The sequence below is a fragment of the Nocardioides aquiterrae genome (genome assembly GCF_039526625.1).
GTDB classification, from domain to species: Bacteria; Actinomycetota; Actinomycetes; order Propionibacteriales; family Nocardioidaceae; genus Nocardioides; species Nocardioides aquiterrae.
On record NZ_BAAAJE010000007.1, the window covers coordinates 150235 to 165901 of the forward strand.

General features: G+C 71.7%; 14 protein-coding genes and 1 tRNA gene. 7 read left to right on the forward strand and 8 right to left on the reverse strand.

Annotated features, from left to right (window positions below; translation table 11 throughout):
* Window positions 1–124: 124 nt before the first annotated feature.
* Together ABD086_RS10845 and metH are read right to left on the reverse strand one after the other, a co-directional pair.
* Complete coding sequence (locus tag ABD086_RS10845; RefSeq protein ID WP_343907541.1) at window positions 125–799, reverse strand: HAD family hydrolase; 675 nt, start codon at window positions 797–799, stop codon at window positions 125–127.
* Window positions 792–4535, reverse strand: a complete 3744-nt coding sequence (gene metH, locus ABD086_RS10850; protein WP_343907543.1) for a methionine synthase — start codon at window positions 4533–4535, stop codon at window positions 792–794. The genes ABD086_RS10845 and metH overlap by 8 nt, the downstream gene beginning before the upstream one ends.
* Window positions 4536–4655: 120 nt before the next feature.
* Here metH and ABD086_RS10855 point away from each other — a divergent pair, with 120 nt between their 5' ends.
* Entirely contained in the window at window positions 4656–5504 is an 849-nt protein-coding gene (locus ABD086_RS10855) for a PAC2 family protein (RefSeq protein ID WP_343907544.1), read from the forward strand.
* A gap of 116 nt (window positions 5505–5620) precedes the next feature.
* Here the strand turns inward: ABD086_RS10855 and mshC are convergent, their stop codons facing one another.
* The 4 genes from mshC to ABD086_RS10875 are packed head-to-tail and all read right to left on the reverse strand — an operon-like array spanning window position 5621 to window position 8966.
* Window positions 5621–6868, reverse strand: a complete 1248-nt coding sequence (gene mshC, locus ABD086_RS10860; protein ID WP_343907545.1) for a cysteine--1-D-myo-inosityl 2-amino-2-deoxy-alpha-D-glucopyranoside ligase — start codon at window positions 6866–6868, stop codon at window positions 5621–5623.
* Window positions 6869–6890: 22 nt separating this feature from the next.
* Entirely contained in the window at window positions 6891–7658 is a 768-nt protein-coding gene (locus ABD086_RS10865) for an SCO1664 family protein (protein ID WP_343907546.1), read from the reverse strand.
* Window positions 7655–8230 (reverse strand): DUF3090 domain-containing protein, encoded by a 576-nt coding sequence (locus ABD086_RS10870; RefSeq protein WP_343907547.1) that lies wholly within the window; start codon window positions 8228–8230, stop codon window positions 7655–7657. Before ABD086_RS10870 ends, ABD086_RS10865 begins: the two co-directional genes overlap by 4 nt.
* A 10-nt stretch (window positions 8231–8240) precedes the next feature.
* Window positions 8241–8966: a histidine phosphatase family protein gene (locus ABD086_RS10875; RefSeq protein ID WP_343907548.1), complete on the reverse strand. Its 726-nt coding sequence runs from the start codon at window positions 8964–8966 to the stop codon at window positions 8241–8243.
* Between the two features lie 43 nt (window positions 8967–9009).
* Here ABD086_RS10875 and corA point away from each other — a divergent pair, with 43 nt between their 5' ends.
* Window positions 9010–9981 (forward strand): magnesium/cobalt transporter CorA, encoded by a 972-nt coding sequence (gene corA / locus ABD086_RS10880; protein ID WP_343907549.1) that lies wholly within the window; start codon window positions 9010–9012, stop codon window positions 9979–9981.
* A 10-nt stretch (window positions 9982–9991) separates the two neighbouring features.
* Here corA and ABD086_RS10885 read toward each other — a convergent pair whose 3' ends face one another.
* On the reverse strand, window positions 9992–10816 hold the full coding sequence (locus ABD086_RS10885) for an undecaprenyl-diphosphate phosphatase (RefSeq protein ID WP_343907550.1): 825 nt from the start codon (window positions 10814–10816) through the stop codon (window positions 9992–9994).
* Window positions 10817–10890: 74 nt separating this feature from the next.
* Between ABD086_RS10885 and ABD086_RS10890 the strand changes: the two genes are divergently transcribed.
* Window positions 10891–11838, forward strand: a complete 948-nt coding sequence (locus tag ABD086_RS10890; RefSeq protein ID WP_343907551.1) for an aldo/keto reductase — start codon at window positions 10891–10893, stop codon at window positions 11836–11838.
* Window positions 11839–11885: 47 nt separating this feature from the next.
* Window positions 11886–12104: a DUF5703 family protein gene (locus ABD086_RS10895; RefSeq protein WP_343907552.1), complete on the forward strand. Its 219-nt coding sequence runs from the start codon at window positions 11886–11888 to the stop codon at window positions 12102–12104.
* Window positions 12105–12203: 99 nt separating this feature from the next.
* Here the strand turns inward: ABD086_RS10895 and ABD086_RS10900 are convergent, their stop codons facing one another.
* Window positions 12204–13538 carry a M20/M25/M40 family metallo-hydrolase gene (locus ABD086_RS10900; RefSeq protein ID WP_343907553.1) on the reverse strand — a complete coding sequence of 445 codons (1335 nt, stop codon included), beginning with the start codon at window positions 13536–13538 and terminating at the stop codon, window positions 12204–12206.
* Between the two features lie 80 nt (window positions 13539–13618).
* On the opposite strand from ABD086_RS10900, the gene ABD086_RS10905 reads away from it, so the two are divergent.
* The 3 genes from ABD086_RS10905 to ABD086_RS10915 all read left to right on the forward strand — a co-directional run bounded on the left by ABD086_RS10905 (window position 13619) and on the right by ABD086_RS10915 (window position 15553).
* Window positions 13619–13704, forward strand: a tRNA-Leu gene (locus ABD086_RS10905).
* Window positions 13705–14741: 1037 nt separating this feature from the next.
* Window positions 14742–14876 carry a hypothetical protein gene (locus ABD086_RS10910; protein ID WP_343907554.1) on the forward strand — a complete coding sequence of 45 codons (135 nt, stop codon included), beginning with the start codon at window positions 14742–14744 and terminating at the stop codon, window positions 14874–14876.
* A gap of 545 nt (window positions 14877–15421) precedes the next feature.
* The gene (locus ABD086_RS10915; RefSeq protein WP_343907555.1) at window positions 15422–15553 is read left to right on the forward strand and encodes a hypothetical protein; all 132 of its coding nucleotides are present in this window, start codon (window positions 15422–15424) and stop codon (window positions 15551–15553) included.
* Window positions 15554–15667: the final 114 nt, after the last annotated feature.

Consider the following 15667-nt stretch of genomic DNA (forward strand, 5'->3'; position numbering starts at 1 on the left):
CGGAACCAGGGTGAGTGACCCCCCGGATGACATGAATCCTCCGGCACCGGGCGGACACTGCACCATTGTCCGGTGGTACTAGGACCTTCTCCGTCCGATGACTAGTCGGGTGACTAGTCATGGACTAGTCACCCGTGGCCCACACCTCGGCGAGGTCGATGCCCGCCAGCGTGTCGGCGAAGACCCGGCGCTCGGTCGGGAGCACCGGCACGTGGTTCTCCACCACGAGCACCAGGCAGCCGGCCGCCTCCGCGGACTTGGCGCCGGTGTTGGAGTCCTCGATGGCCAGGCAGTCCGCGGCGCGCAGGCCGAGGGCGGCGGCCGCGGTCAGGTACGGCTCGGGGTGCGGCTTGCCCTGCTCCACCCGGTCGCCGGTCACCACGACCCGGAACGTCTCCGGCGGCAGCTGCGCCAGGATGGGTGCGACGAAGCGGGCGTACGACATCGTCACCAGCGCGCACGGGATCCCCCCGGCGCGGACCCGCTCGACGAGCTCGACCGCGCCGGGCCGCCACGGCACCTTTTCCTCGACCTTGCGCACCACGCCGTCCAGGAGCTCCTCGACGATCTCGTCGATCCCGAGGTCGATCCCCATGTGCTCCTGGATGTACGCCGCCGAGACGCGCAGGTCGTTGCCGACCAGGTCCATGGCGTTGGCGTCGGTCCACGTCCCGCCGTACCGCTCGGCCATCTCGTACTCGGTCCGGATCCAGTACGGCTCGGTGTCGACCAGCGTGCCGTCCATGTCCCACAGCACGGCGCGGGGCAGCGTGCCCCGCCCACCCGACCGCTCAGTCATCGGGGTCGTAGCCGAGGTTCGCGGACAGCCACCGCTCGGCCTCCGCCAGGGTCCAGCCCTTCCGCTCGGCGTAGTCGGCGACCTGGTCGCGGTCCAGCCGACCGACCACGAAGTACTGCGACTGCGGGTGCGAGAAGTACCAGCCGGACACCGCGGCGCCCGGCCACATCGCCATGCTCTCGGTGAGCTCGATGCCGGTGGCCGCCTCCACGTCCAGCAGCTCCCAGAGCGTGCGCTTCTCGGTGTGCTCCGGGCAGGCCGGGTAGCCCGGAGCGGGCCGGATGCCGGTGTACCGCTCGGCGATCAGGTCGTCGTTCGAGAGCGACTCGTCCGCGGCGTGACCCCAGAACTCCGTGCGGACCCGCTGGTGCAGCCGCTCCGCGAACGCCTCCGCGAGCCGGTCGGCCAGCGCCTCGAGCATGATGGCGGAGTAGTCGTCGTTCTCCTTCTTGAACGCCGCGATCCGCTCCTGGGCGCCCAGGCCGGCGGTGACGGCGAACGCGCCGACGTGGTCGGCGAGGCCGGTCTCCCGGGGTGCGACGAAGTCGCCCAGGGACCGGTTCGGCACGCCCGCGCGGTGCTCCCCCTGCTGGCGCAGGTTGTGCAGCGTGGTCAGCACCTCGGTGCGGGTGTCGTCGGTGTAGAGCTCGATGTCGTCACCGACGGCGCTCGCCGGGAAGAACCCGAGCACGGCGTTGGCGGTCAGCCACCCCTCGTCGACGATGCGGTCGAGCATCGCCAGCGCGTCCTCGTACAGCGGGCGCGCGGCCTCCGCCGTCGTGGGGTTGTTGAGGATGTCGGGGAACCTGCCCTTCATCTCCCACGCGTTGAAGAACGGCTGCCAGTCGATGTACTCGCGCAGCTCCGCGAGGTCGTAGCCGGCGAGCACGTGGGTGCCGGGCCGGCGCGGCGCGGGCGGCTCGTAGCCGCTCCAGTCGATCGGGGTCCGGTTCGCGCGCGCCTGGTCCAAGGAGAGCAGCGGACGGTCGTGCTTGGCGGCGTGCCGCTCCCGGAGCGCGTCGTAGTCGGCGGCGACCTCGGCCAGCAGCTTGGGCCGCTGGGCGTCGCTCAGCAGCGCGGCGAGCGTCGGCACGGACCGGGAGGCGTCCTTGACCCAGACGACCGGCCCGCCGTACCTGCCGTCCACCTTCACGGCGGTGTGGGCCCGCGAGGTCGTGGCGCCGCCGACCAGCAGCGGGATCTCGAAGCCCCGGCGCTCCATCTCGGAGGCGACGTTGACCATCTCGTCCAGCGAGGGCGTGATCAGCCCCGAGAGCCCGATCGCGTCGGCGCCGATCTCGGCCGCGGTGTCGAGGATCTTCTGCGCCGGCACCATCACCCCGAGGTCGATCACCTCGAAGTTGTTGCACTGCAGGACCACGCCGACGATGTTCTTGCCGATGTCGTGGACGTCGCCCTTGACCGTCGCCATCACGATGGTGCCGTTGGTCTCCTTGGCGGTGGCGAACTCCGGGTTGTCGAGCTTCTCCTGCTCGATGAACGGGATCAGGTAGCCGACGGCCTTCTTCATCACCCGCGCGGACTTCACGACCTGCGGGAGGAACATCTTGCCGGCGCCGAACAGGTCGCCGACGACGTTCATGCCGTCCATCAGCGGGCCCTCGATCACCTCGATCGGGCGTCCGCCGCGCGCCGCGATCTCCTGGCGGAGCTCCTCGGTGTCGTCCTCGACGAACCCGTCGATGCCCTTCACCAGCGCATGGGTGATGCGCTGCCCGACCGGGAGCGAGCGCCACTCCTCCGCGGCCGCCTCCGCCTCGTCGCCGGTGCGGTTGTGGCTCTCGGCAATCTCCAGCAGCCGCTCGGCGGCGTCGGCCCGGCGGTTCAGGACCACGTCCTCGATCCGCCCGCGCAGCTCGGGCTCGACCTCGTCGTAGACCGCCAGGGCGCCGGCGTTCACGATGCCCATGTCCAGCCCGGCCGCGATCGCGTGGTAGAGGAACACCGCGTGGATCGCCTCGCGCACGGGGTTGTTGCCGCGGAAGGAGAAGCTGACGTTGGAGATCCCGCCCGAGACCTTGGCCCCCGGCAGGCTCGCCTTGATCCAGCGGGTCGCCTCGATGAAGTCCAGGCCGTACGACGCGTGCTCCTCGATGCCGGTCGCGACCGCGAAGACATTGGGGTCGAAGATGATGTCCTCGGCCGGGAAGCCGACCTCGTCGACCAGGATCCGGTAGGCCCGCTCGCAGATCGCCTTGCGGCGCTCGAGGTTGTCGGCCTGGCCGTCCTCGTCGAAGGCCATCACGACGGCCGCGGCGCCGTACCGGCGGCAGAGCCGGGCCTGCTCGACGAACTTCTCCTCGCCCTCCTTGAGCGAGATCGAGTTCACGATCGGCTTGCCCTGGACGTTGCGCAGGCCGGCCTCGATGACCTCCCACTTCGAGGAGTCGACCATCACCGGGACCCGGCAGATGTCGGGCTCGGAGGCGATGAGCTTCAAGAAGCGGTCCATCGCGGCGACGCCGTCGATCATGCCCTCGTCCATGTTGACGTCGATGACCTGCGCGCCGCTCTCGACCTGCTGGGCGGCGACGGAGAGGGCGGTGTCGTAGTCGCCGGCCTTGATCAGGTTGCGGAACCGGGCCGAGCCGGTGATGTTCGTGCGCTCGCCGACGTTGACGAACAGGCTGGCGCGGTCGAGCGTGAACGGCTCGAGCCCGGCGAGGCGCATCGCGGGCGCGACCTCGGGTACGGCGCGGCGTTCCCTGCCCTCGACCGCCTGCGCGATCGCGGCGATGTGGGCGGGGGTGGTGCCGCAGCAGCCGCCGACCAGGTTCACGAATCCCGCCGCGGCGAACTCGCCGATCACCGCGGCGGTCTCCTCCGCGGCCTCGTCGTACTCGCCGAACGCGTTGGGCAGGCCGGCGTTGGGGTAGCAGGAGACGAACGTGTCGGCGATCCGCGACATCTCCGCGATGTAGGGCCGCATCTCCTTGGCGCCGAGGGCGCAGTTGAGGCCGACCGCCAGCGGGCGGACGTGCCGCACCGAGTTCCAGAACGCCTCGGTCGTCTGTCCGGACAGCGTGCGGCCGGACGCATCGGTGATGGTGCCGGAGACGATCACGGGCCAGCGCCGGCCCGCCGACTCGAACAGCTCCTCGACCGCGAAGATCGCCGCCTTCGCGTTGAGCGTGTCGAAGACCGTCTCGATGACGAGCAGGTCGGCGCCGCCGTCGACGAGTCCCCGGGCGGCGTCGAAGTACGCCGCGACCAGCTGCCGGTAGTCGACGTTGCGCGCGGCCGGGTCGTTGACATCGGGCGAGATCGACGCGGTGCGCGTGGTCGGACCGAGCGCGCCGGCGACGTACCGCGGCCGGTCCGGCGTCGCGACGGCGTCCGCCTCGCGGCGGGCGAGCCGGGCGGCCTCCAGGTTCAGCTCGTAGCCCAGCTCCTCCAGGCCGTAGTCGGCGAGGGAGACCGAGTTCGCGTTGAACGTGTTGGTCTCGATGATGTCGGCGCCGGCCTGGAGGTACTCGCGGTGGATCCCCGCGATGATCTCGGGCTGGGTCAGCGTGAGGAGGTCGTTGTTGCCGACCAGGTCGCGGGGCCAGTCGGCGAACCGCTCGCCGCGGTAGCCCGCCTCGTCCGGGCGGTCGCGCTGGATCGCCGTGCCCATGGCGCCGTCCATCACCATGATCCGCTCACCCAGGGTGCGGGTGAGCTCGTCGGTGACATCGGGCCGCCACTGCGGGTCGGCCGTCGGCGACTGGGACAACGGGTTCTCCTCTCGGCTGGTCCAGCGTAGGAACCCTGTCCACGGGATGGACCGGATTCCCAGATCGTGACATCGGGCGCGTCCGGCCCGGAAATCCACGCGGCGACTACGCTTGGAGAGGTGATCGAACTGGAGGACGTCGCCGACCTGGTGGACCCGATCGTCATCGCCGCCTTCGAGGGCTGGAACGACGCCGCCGACGCCGCCTCCGCGGTCGTCGACCACCTGGGCCGGGTGTGGGGCGCCCGCACCGTCGGCGCGGTCGATCCCGAGGACTTCTACGACTTCCAGGTGAACCGGCCCGTGGTCGGCTCCGACGCGCTGGGCCACCGGCGCATCACCTGGCCGACGACCAGCATCTCGATCGCCTCTCCCCCGGAGCTCGACCGCGACGTGATCCTGGTGCGCGGCATCGAGCCGAGCATGCGGTGGCGGCAGTTCTGCGCGGAGCTGCTCGCCGCGTGCGACGACCTCGGCGGCACGCTGGTGGTGACCCTCGGCGCGCTGCTCGCGGACACCCCGCACACCCGGCCGATCCCGGTGACGGGCACCGCCACCGAGCCCGACCTGGTCGACCGGCTCAAGCTCGAGCAGTCGACGTACGAGGGCCCCACCGGCATCGTCGGCGTCTTCCAGGACGCCTGCGTGCAGCTCGACATCCCGGCGGTCTCGTACTGGGCCGCGGTGCCCCACTACGTCGCCCAGCCGCCGTGCCCGAAGGCCACGCTGGCCCTGCTCGGCCAGCTCGAGGACCTCCTCGAGGCGTCGATCCCGCTCGGCGACCTCCCCGAGGACGCCCGGGCCTGGGAGCGCGGCGTCGATGAGCTCGCCGAGGAGGACGAGGACGTCGCGGACTACGTGCGCGCACTCGAGGAGACCCGGGACACCACCGACCTCCCCGAGGCCACCGGCGAGGCGATCGCCCGGGAGTTCGAGCGGTACCTCAAGCGGCGGCGCGACGAGGACTGACCCGCGCCCGTAGGTCGCGGATTGGTCACCAACCGCACGCCGGGACGGCTCCGACGCGCGGTTGGTGACCAATCCGCATCAACCGCCCGGTTGCGGACGGCGGGGGGCGGAGCGGCTCAGCGCATCCAGATGGCCAGGCCGAGGGCGGCGTCGAGGAGCCGGAGCATCTCCCCTGCGGCGTCGGGGTCGCTGGTGTCGGCGAGGCCGTCGGTGCCGAGGGTGCTGGCGACCCAGCGGTCGACGGCCGCGACGGCGCGCGGCGCGTCGAGGTCGTCGGCGAGGGCGGCCAGGACCTCCTCGACGACCGGGGCCGCCGGGGCGCCCGATCCGAGCGAGAGCGCGCGCCGCCAGCGGTCGACGTCGTCGACGGCGGTCCAGAGCTGGTCGTCGGTCCACTCCCAGTCGGAGCGGTAGTGGTGCCGCAGCAGCGCGAGACGGATCGCCATCGGGTCGATGTCGCTGTTGCGGAGCGCGGAGACGAAGACCAGGTTGCCGCGGGACTTCGACATCTTCTCGCCGTCGTACCCGACCATCCCGCCGTGGCTGTAGACCTGGGCGAACGGGGTGCCCGGCACCGCGACCTGGGCATGGCCGGCGCACATCTCGTGGTGCGGGAAGACGAGGTCGCTGCCGCCGCCCTGGACGTCGAACGCGCCGCCGAGGTGCTCCTGGGCGATCGCCGTGCACTCGACGTGCCAGCCGGGACGGCCGGGGCCCCACGGGCTCTCCCAGGACGGCTCACCCTCGCGGCGGCCGCGCCACACGACGCAGTCGAGCGGGTCCTTCTTCCCGGGGCGGTCGGGGTCGCCGCCGCGCTCGGGGTAGATCTCGAGCATCTGCTCCCGGGTCCACCCCGACTCCGCGCCGAACGCCGGGTCGGCGGTCACCGAGAAGTAGAGGTCGTCCTCGACCCGGTAGATCGCGCCCGCCGCGTCGAGCCGCTCGATCAGCTCGATGACGAGCGGGATCGACTCGACGGCGCCGATGTAGTGGTCCGGCGGGACCACCCGCAGCGCCGCCATGTCCTGGCGGAACAGCTCCGTCTCGCGCTCGGCGAGCTCCACCCAGTCGACCTTGACCTTGGTAGCGCGCTCGAGCAGCGGGTCGTCGACGTCGGTGACGTTCTGGACATAGACGACGTCGTGGCCGGCGTTGCGCCAGGCGCGGTTCAGCAGGTCGAACGCGACGTACGTCGCCGCGTGGCCCAGGTGGGTCGCGTCGTACGGCGTGATCCCGCAGACGTACATCCGCGCCGGCCCGTCCGGCGCCGTGGTCACGCGGCCGCGCGAGGCCGTGTCGTGCAGTACGACCGGCGGACCCGCGACGGGCAGGGTCGGGATGTCCGGGAACGGCCAGGCACGCATGCGGGAAGACTATCCAGACGCCTCAGAACGGCGGCCACGGGATCGCGGGCCACTCACCGCGCGGCGCCGGCATCACGGCCTTCGCGGCCAGTCGCTCGCAGCGACGCGCCAGCGCCTCGATCTCGAGGTCGCTCAGGTGGTCGGCGAGGACATCGCCCAGGCGACCGCGCACCTCGGCGGCGACGCGCCGCACCGCGGCCACCTCGTCGGGCAGCAGCTCCTCCCCCAGCCAGCCCCACAGCACCGTGCGCAGCTTGTGGTCGGTGTGGAAGGTGACGCCGTGGTCGACGCCGTACCGGTGCCCGTCGGACATCTCCAGCACGTGCCCGCCCTTGCGGTCGGCGTTGTTGACGACGACGTCGAAGACCGCCATCCGGCGCAGCGCGTCGGTGTCCTCGTGGATCAGCGAGATCGGCCGGTCCTGGCCGTCGAGGCCGTCGAACACGTGCTTCCACCCCGCCGGCACCTCGCCCTCGGGCACCAGCGTCACGGCGACCTGCTCCTCGTCCGGCTCCTGCCAGCGCTGCACCATGCCGCGCCCGTGCGGGCCGTCGCGCAGCCAGGTCTCGGGGACGACGTTCCACCCGAGCTCCTCGGAGAGCAGGTACGCCGCGCGCTCCCGGTCGGCGAGCGTCCCGTCCGGGAAGTCCCACAGCGGGCGCTCCCCGGCGACCGGCTTGTAGACGACCCGGACGCAGTCGATCTCGCCGACGAAGGTGGCGTTGGAGGCGGGCATGATCCGGCCGTGGAGGACGAGCTCGCCCTCCATCAGGTCCGGTGTCGTGGTCACGGGTCCCGTCGCCGGAAGCCGTTGGCCCGCACGCACAGGTGGCCGTCGGGGTCGATCGGGTTGCCACAGAACGGGCAGCTGGGGCGACCGGCCTCGAGCACCTGCTCGGAGCGCTTGACGAACGCCCGCGCCGTGCCGGCGGGGATGCGGACGAGGAACACCTCGTCGGGCTCCGGCTCCTCGAAGTCCTCGTCGACCTGCTCGGGGGTCACGACGGCCGCCTCGGTGTACGGGAACACCTCGATCACGACGCGCTCGTCGGCGGGGTCCCACGAGAGCGTCATCGTGCCGGCGCGGAACTCCTCCTCGATCGGCTGCTCCAGCGGGTCGGAGTCGTCCAGGCCGAGCGGGGCCACCGCCGGGATCATCGCCTCGTTCTGCTCGCTGGCCATCACCTCGTCGAGCAGCTCGTCGATCCGCTCGGCGAGCGCCTGCACCTGCTGCTTCTCCAGCGCGACGCTGACGATCCGGGTGCCCGTCCGCGCCTGGAGGAAGAACGTGCGCTGGCCCGGGGGCCCGACGGTGCCGGCGACGAACCGCTCGGGCGGGTCGAATCCGTGGACGACTGGCATGCTGCAAACCCTAGGCGGTCGCGGAAGGACCGGCCCCACCGCCGACCACGGCGTCGGTCGCGGCCCTGCCTCGCGACCTCTTCTTCGGGTTCTTCACGGGCGGCGCCAGCCAGGACAGGTCCCCGGAGTGCGTGTTGGAGGCGAGCACGTACGGCCGGCTCGACGTGTAGCGGACGATCGAGATCGACGCCGGGTCGACGTGCAGCCGCTGGAACAGGTCCAGGTGCATCCCGAGCGCGTCGGCGAGCACCGACTTGATGACGTCGCCGTGGCTGACCGCGACCCACACCGCGCCCGCGCCGTGCTCGGCCTCGAACGCCGCGTCGAGGCGCCGTACGGCGGCCACCGCGCGGGCCTGCATGGCGGTCATCGCCTCGCCGTTCGGGAACACCGCCGCGGACGGCTGCGTCTGCACCAGCGACCACAGCTTCTCCTTGGCGAGCTCCCGGAGCGGCCGCCCGGACCAGTCACCGTAGTCGCACTCGGTGATCCCGCGCTCCGTGGCGAGCCGCGGCGACCCCGGGTGGGCCGTCACGATCGCCTTCGCGGTCTGCCGGCACCGCTCGAGCGGGCTGGTGACCACCGCGGCCAGCGGCACCGGGGCCAGCCGCTCGCCGGTCCGCGCGGCCTGCGCCGCCCCGGTGTCGTCGAGACGGACCCCGGGGAGGCGGCCGGCCAGCGTGCCGGAGGCGTTGGCCGTCGTCCGACCGTGGCGGACGAGGATCACGGTTGCCATGGCGGCGACTGTAGATGACCGCGTGTGGGACTACGGTGACCATGTGATCGTCGACTGCGCGCTGTACCGCGACGGGAAGCGGGTCGAGGTCGGCACCGACTGGCGCGAGCTGCGCGCGAAGGCCGACGCCGACGGCGGCTTCGTCTGGATCGGGCTGCACGACCCGAGCCCGGACGAGGTGCACGAGGTGGCCGAGGTCTTCGGGCTCCACCCGCTCGCGGTCGAGGACGCCGTGAAGGCGCACCAGCGGCCCAAGCTGGAGCGCTTCGACGGCACGATCTTCGTGATCCTCAAGACCCTCTGGTACGTCGACGAGAACGACGCTGTCGAGACCGGCGAGATCGCGATGTTCGTCGGAGGCGACTTCGTGGTCACCGTGCGGCACGGGGAGGGCAACGAGCTGCACTCGGCGCGCGAGGCACTGGAGGCGAGCCAGAGCATGCTCGGGCACGGCCCCGGAGGAGTCCTGTACGCCGTGCTGGACCGGGTCGTGGACGAGTACCTCGACGTGGTCGACGAGCTGGTCGTCGACGTGGACGAGATCGAGACCTCGGTCTTCTCCGACGACCGCACCAACGACTCCGCACGCATCTACGTGCTCAAGCGCGAGCTGGCCGAGGTACGCCGGGCGGTGCTGCCGCTGCGGGACCCGCTGCTGCGGTTGACGAGCCGGGACGTGCCCGTCGTACCCGAGGAGGCGACGCCGTTCTTCCGCGACGTCGCCGACCACCTGGCGCGGGCGGCGGAGACCGTCGACTCGCTCGACGGGCTGCTGTCGACGGCCTTCGACGCGTACCTGGCACAGGTCTCGGTCCAGCAGAACGACGACATGCGCAAGATCTCGGCGGGCGCCGCGCTGGTGGTCGTGCCGACGCTGATCGCCGGGGTCTACGGCATGAACTTCCGGCACATGCCGGAGCTCGGCTGGACCTACGGCTACCCGTACGCGCTGACGCTGATGGCGGTCGTGGCCGCCGGGCTGTGGGTGATGTTCAAGAGGTCCGGCTGGCTGTGACCGCCACCGGCTACGCCGCGATCGCTCCGGTGGCGACCAGCAGCAGCGTCGCCGCGCCGAGCGCGATCCGGTAGACCACGAACGGCGTGTACGAGTGCGTCGAGACGTACCGCAGCAGCCACGCGATCGCGGCGTACCCGATCGCGAACGAGACCACCGTGGCGAGGATCGTCGGACCCCAGCCGTACAGGTTGTCGCCGTCCGGGACGTCCTTGAGCTCGAAGACGCCGGCGCCGATGACCGCCGGGATGGCGAGCAGGAACGCGTAGCGGGTCGCGGTCTCGCGCTCGTAGCCGAGGAACCGGCCCATCGACAGCGTCGCGCCGGAGCGGGAGACGCCCGGGATCAGCGCGAACGCCTGGGCGACGCCCATGAGGAGCGCGTCGCGGAGGCTGAGCTGCTTCAGCGTCTTGTCGGTGCTGCCGACGCGGTCCGCGAGCCCGAGCACGAGGCCGCCGACGATCAGCGTCGTACCGATCAGCCACAGGCTGCGGAACTCGCTCTTGATCGTGTCCTGGAACAGGACGCCGAGCACGACGATCGGCACCGAGCCGAAGATGATGAACCAGCCCATCCGGGCGTCGAGGTGGCCGCGGTACTCCGCCTTGAAGAGCGACCTCAGCCACATCGCGGCGATCCGCCAGATGTCGCGCCAGAAGTACAGCAGCACCGCCAGCTCGGTGCCGATCTGGATCACGGCCGTGAACGCGGCGCCCGGATCACCCCAGCCGAAGACCTCGGGCAGGATCCGCAGGTGCGCGCTGCTGGAGATCGGGAGGAACTCGGTGAGACCCTGGATGATGCCGAGGACGATCGCCTGGAGGTAGTCCACCACGGGCTGGAATCCTACGACCCGGCCATGGGCGTGCCGGGGCGCCCCTCCGCAGCGTCGCCGACTACCTTGGCGCCATGCAGCAGCGGCGAGTCGGCGCGACCGGCCTGACGGTGTCCCGGCTGGGCCTCGGCACGATGACGTGGGGACGGGACACCGACGAGCACGAGGCCCGGGACCAGCTGGTCGCGTTCGCCGAGGCGGGAGGCACCCTGGTCGACACCGCGGCCGGGTACGGCAACGGGGCGTCCGAGGAGCTCATCGGCACCCTGATCGGCGACGTCGTCGCGCGCGACGACATCGTGCTGGCGACCAAGGCCGGGATCACTGCCCGCCGTGGCTCGCGGGAGTACAACACGTCCCGCGGTCACCTGCTCACCACCCTCGACGCGTCGCTCCGCCGGCTGGGGACCGACCACGTCGACCTGTGGCAGGTGCACATCTGGTCCGACGAGACGCCGGTCGAGGAGACCCTCGCCGCGCTCGACACCGCCGTGCAGAGCGGACGAGTGGCGTACGTCGGTGTCTCGAACTACTCCGGGTGGCAGACCGCGCAGGCCGCCACCTGGCAGCGGGCGGTGCCCGGCCGCACGCCGCTGGCGTCGACGCAGGTGGAGTACTCGCTGCTCAACCGCGCCGTCGAGCACGAGGTGCTGCCGGCCGCCACCGCACTCGGCCTCGGCGTGCTCGCCTGGTCGCCGCTGGGCCGTGGCGTCCTCACCGGCAAGTACCGGACCGGCACCCCGTCGGACTCGCGCGCCGCGTCCTCACACTTCGCGAACTTCGTGAACGCCTACCTCGACGACCGGTCGGCCGGCATCGTCGAGGCGGTCGCCCGGGCCGCCGACGGCCTCGGCTGGACCGCGCTGGAGGTCGCCGTCACCTGGGTGCGCGACCGGCCGGGCGTGACCGCGCCGATCCTCGGCGCCCGGACCGCCGCCCAGCTCCGCGGCGCACTCGGGGTCGAGGAGCTGACGCTTCCGGATGAGATCATCGCCGCGCTCGACGACGTGTCGGCAGAATGAGGGCGTACTCGACCCGGTCCCAGGGGTCGCGGTAGCGAGGAGGCAGCATGACCCGTGCGTGGCGACGTCCACCCGCTCGAGGGGTGGAGTGGGAGTTCGAGAAGGTCACCTTCTCCCGGGAGTTCCCCCGCACCGTGGTCACCAAGCTGCTCGTCGAGCGCGCCGAGCACGGTGGCTGGGAGCTGGACCGGGTGCGCATCGCCGCCGACGGCACGCGGCGGGTCATCCTGCGTCGCAAGATCATCCGCGCCGTCCGGACCGCCTGACATAACGCCGCGGATGCGTGCGGTTTGGTCACCAACCGCGCGAAATCACGCCGGGGACGTGCGGTTGGTGACCAATCCGCGCCCCTCCGGGCGGCCGGGTCAGACGTCGTCGAGGAAGCGGTCGAACACCCGCGCCCCGAACTCCAGGGCGTCCACGGGGACCCGCTCGTCGACGCCGTGGAAGAGCGCGGTGAAGTCCAGGTCGGCGGGCAGCCGCAACGGCGCGAACCCGTAGGACCGCATGCCGAGCTTGCGGAAGTGCTTGGCGTCCGTGCCGCCGCTCATCAGGTACGGCGCCACGACCGCGTCCGGGTCCTCCGCGAGGAGGGACCGGGTCATCGCATCGACGAGCTCGCCGTCGTACGGCGTCTCCCACGGCGGCTGGTTGCTCACGTAGTCGATCGAGATGCCCTCGCCGACCAGCTCCGCGAGCGTGGCGAAGAACTCGTCCTCGTACCCCGGCAGGAACCGGCCGTCGACGTGCGCGGTGGCCTCGGTCGGGACGACGTTCACCTTGTAGCCGGCGCCGAGCATCGTCGGGTTGACGGTGTTGCGGATCGCCGCGCCGAGCATCCGCGCCGCTCCCCCGAACTCCGCGACCAGCGCCTCGGCGTTGTCGGGCGTCGCCTCCTCGCCGGCGAGCTCGCCGACGGCGGCGAGCAGGGTGCGCATCGCCGGGGTCAGCCGCACCGGCCACTCGTGGGCGCCGATCCGGGCCACGGCCGCTGCCAGCGTCGTGACGGCGTTCTCCGGGTTGATCATCGACCCGTGGCCGGCGCGGCCCCGGGCGGTCAACCGCATCCAGGCCATGCCCTTCTCGGCGGCCTCGATCAGGTAGATCCGCCGGCCGCGGACGGTCGCGCTGAAGCCACCGACCTCGCCGACCGCCTCCGTGCAGTGCTCGAGCTCCTCCGCGTGCTGCTCGACCAGCACCTGGGCGCCCTGGTGTCCACCGGCCTCCTCGTCCGCCGTGAAGCACAACGTGATCGGGCGGGACGGCACCCGACCCGACCGCTGCCGCGCCCGGACCACGGACAGCAGCATCGCGTCGAAGTCCTTCATGTCCACGGCCCCGCGGCCCCAGACGTAGCCGTCCCGGATCTCCCCGGAGAACGGGTCGACCTGCCAGTCCTCGGCGGCCGCCGGTACGACGTCCAGGTGGCCGTGCAGCAGCAGCCCGTCGCCGCCCGACGAGGGGCCGCCCCACTGCGCGATCACCGACGTCCGGCCCGGCGACGACTCGTACAGGTTCGACGAGATTCCCACCTCGTCGAGCAGCGTGGCGACGTACTCGGCGGCCTTCCGCTCCCCCGGACCCTCCTGGTCCCCGTAGTTGGAGGTGTCGATCCGGATCAGCTCGCGGCACAGGTCCACGACCTCGGTGGTCGGGTCGGCGTCCGGGTCCACAGTCGGGTCCTTCGTCGGCTCCGTCATGGCCCCAGCATGTCACCGCCGCAACACCGGTGCCGATGCGGAGGTTAGGCCCTGCTTTTGCTACTGTTCCACCCGCACTCGTCCGGGTGGCGGAATTGGCAGACGCGCTAGCTTGAGGTGCTAGTGCCCGTATTAGGGCGTGGGGGTTCAAGTCCCCCCTCGGACACGTTGAGAAGGGCACTTGCCCCGGAAACCGGGGCAGGTGCCCTTTCGTGTGTGTCGAAGGTGCCGGGTCTTCCAGCGGATCCGACGACCGGGCCCGGCCCAGTAGCCCCGGTAGCCCCGGTAGCGATGCCGAGACCATCCGCCCGACTGTCCACGGGCCAGTCCGCGGAACCGAGGTCATCGGGACCCCGGCTCGGACGCCCGCTCGGATGGCCCCGGACGACCGTCGCCGGCTTCGTGCGCCGGCATCGCCTCCGGCCCGGACCGAGAGCGATCAGGTGCCCCCGGCACCGGCCGGCACCGGATCGGATGGGGTCCGGTGCCGGGCCGGGCGCTGGTGGGCTGGGGCCCTGGGCGTGGCCCTCGCGCCGCGCATCCGCCGAGCACGGCGCGCCTCCGACTACCGCGGCGCCGCTGGGCGCCGCGGCGGGCGTCCGTCGGGACACGCCTCCGCCCGGGGCGATCCGACCCCGGGCACTGCTGATCGGGCAGGGACGCCACTCCCGCCGACACGTTCACCTACCTGCACTTGACATCGGTGACGCCAGCGGACGACTGCGCGTCGGCCCCCTGTCGACCGGTACCTGGCAGGCCGAGTTCGTCGCCCCCGACCAGCTCTGGATCATCCTTGCGGCCCTCCCGGAGGGCCGCAGTCGGGCGCTCCCCCGACGACGGGCCGGCCGCAGCCGCGGATCGCCGGTGGACGGCTCTGGTTGCCGCCAGAGTGCCGACGCTGGCTGCATGTCATCCCGCACGCACCGTCCCGGTGGCTGTTGGTGGTGGCCGACCCGCCGTTCCTCGGCGTGTATCTCCTCGCCGGCCACGCACTCCGCGGCGTAGTTGCACTCCACGCGGCCGAACTCGTCACCCGCATCCGTCCCGCCGTCGTCGTCGCCGCCGAGGTGAGTCGACGGACCCGCCACGCCACGGCGCTCGCCCCTGGATCGAGGCCTTGGAACGACTGGAGGAGGTGGTCGACGGTCTGGCCTTCATCTGTCGCCACCACGGCACCCGAAGAACCCACCTCACCGGGTCGCCGTGTCGCTGGTCGACGAGGCCGCCCGGGCCGGGGACGAGGCCCGGGCCATGCGCCGCCGGACCCGGAAGGCGGTGCGGGCCCGAGTACCACTCCCCGACCTCGGCGGCTGGGTGGAGTACCCCATCGTCGAGTAGCAACAGGTGACACCCTCGAGGCGCTCCCGTCCCGCCCTCGTTGCGGATAGCGTCGGGCCCTCGGTGGTCGCCCGGTATGCCCAGCGTCGCCAGCCGGGTCGTTTGCCTTACGCGTACGGGCCGGGCACGAACACGATCGGGGCCCCGTCCGCAATGCTGCAGTTGATGGTCGTCTGCGGGTCCAGAATCCGCAGCCGGTTGCGTGGACGGCGCGCTTGGAGAGACCGGAATGTCCCTGGTCGCGCGTCGGCACCGGGCTGGCACCATGGCTGTCACGACTGCGCAGGAGGTATCAGGCGAGGGAGGCCACGCCATCGTTGGCTCACGATCTACGCAGCTTTCGGCGTCCGTTCGTCTTCCTCTTGTCGATCGCGCTTGTGGGTTGCGCCGCTCTCGAGGACCGTGACCTGGCAAGGACTCGTCACGACCTGGGGAGCATCAACCTCGGGTGGCCCTTGCCCTGGATTGAACAAGACCAGAGGTCCCAAGATCCCCCGCTGCCTCACCGGATGGGGTTGGTGTCACCGTGGGAGAACCCGACGGGCATGTCCCTGCCTGCGCTCGCCGGCAACGTGCTTCTCGTGTTCGCCGCGCTCGCGTTGGTCGGACTGATGCTCGCCGCCGTTCTCCATGCGCTTGCCCGCCGAGTTCGAGGCCTCGGCCAGCGCGAAGTCTGAACCGCGGCCTACGTTTCTGCTCAGCCGCTCACCGAGCACCGGACCGGACTTCCGTTCGGCGGGCTTCCGGGCCCCACGGCACGGCCGGTCGGGCCGCTCGCCACCAGGACGTGA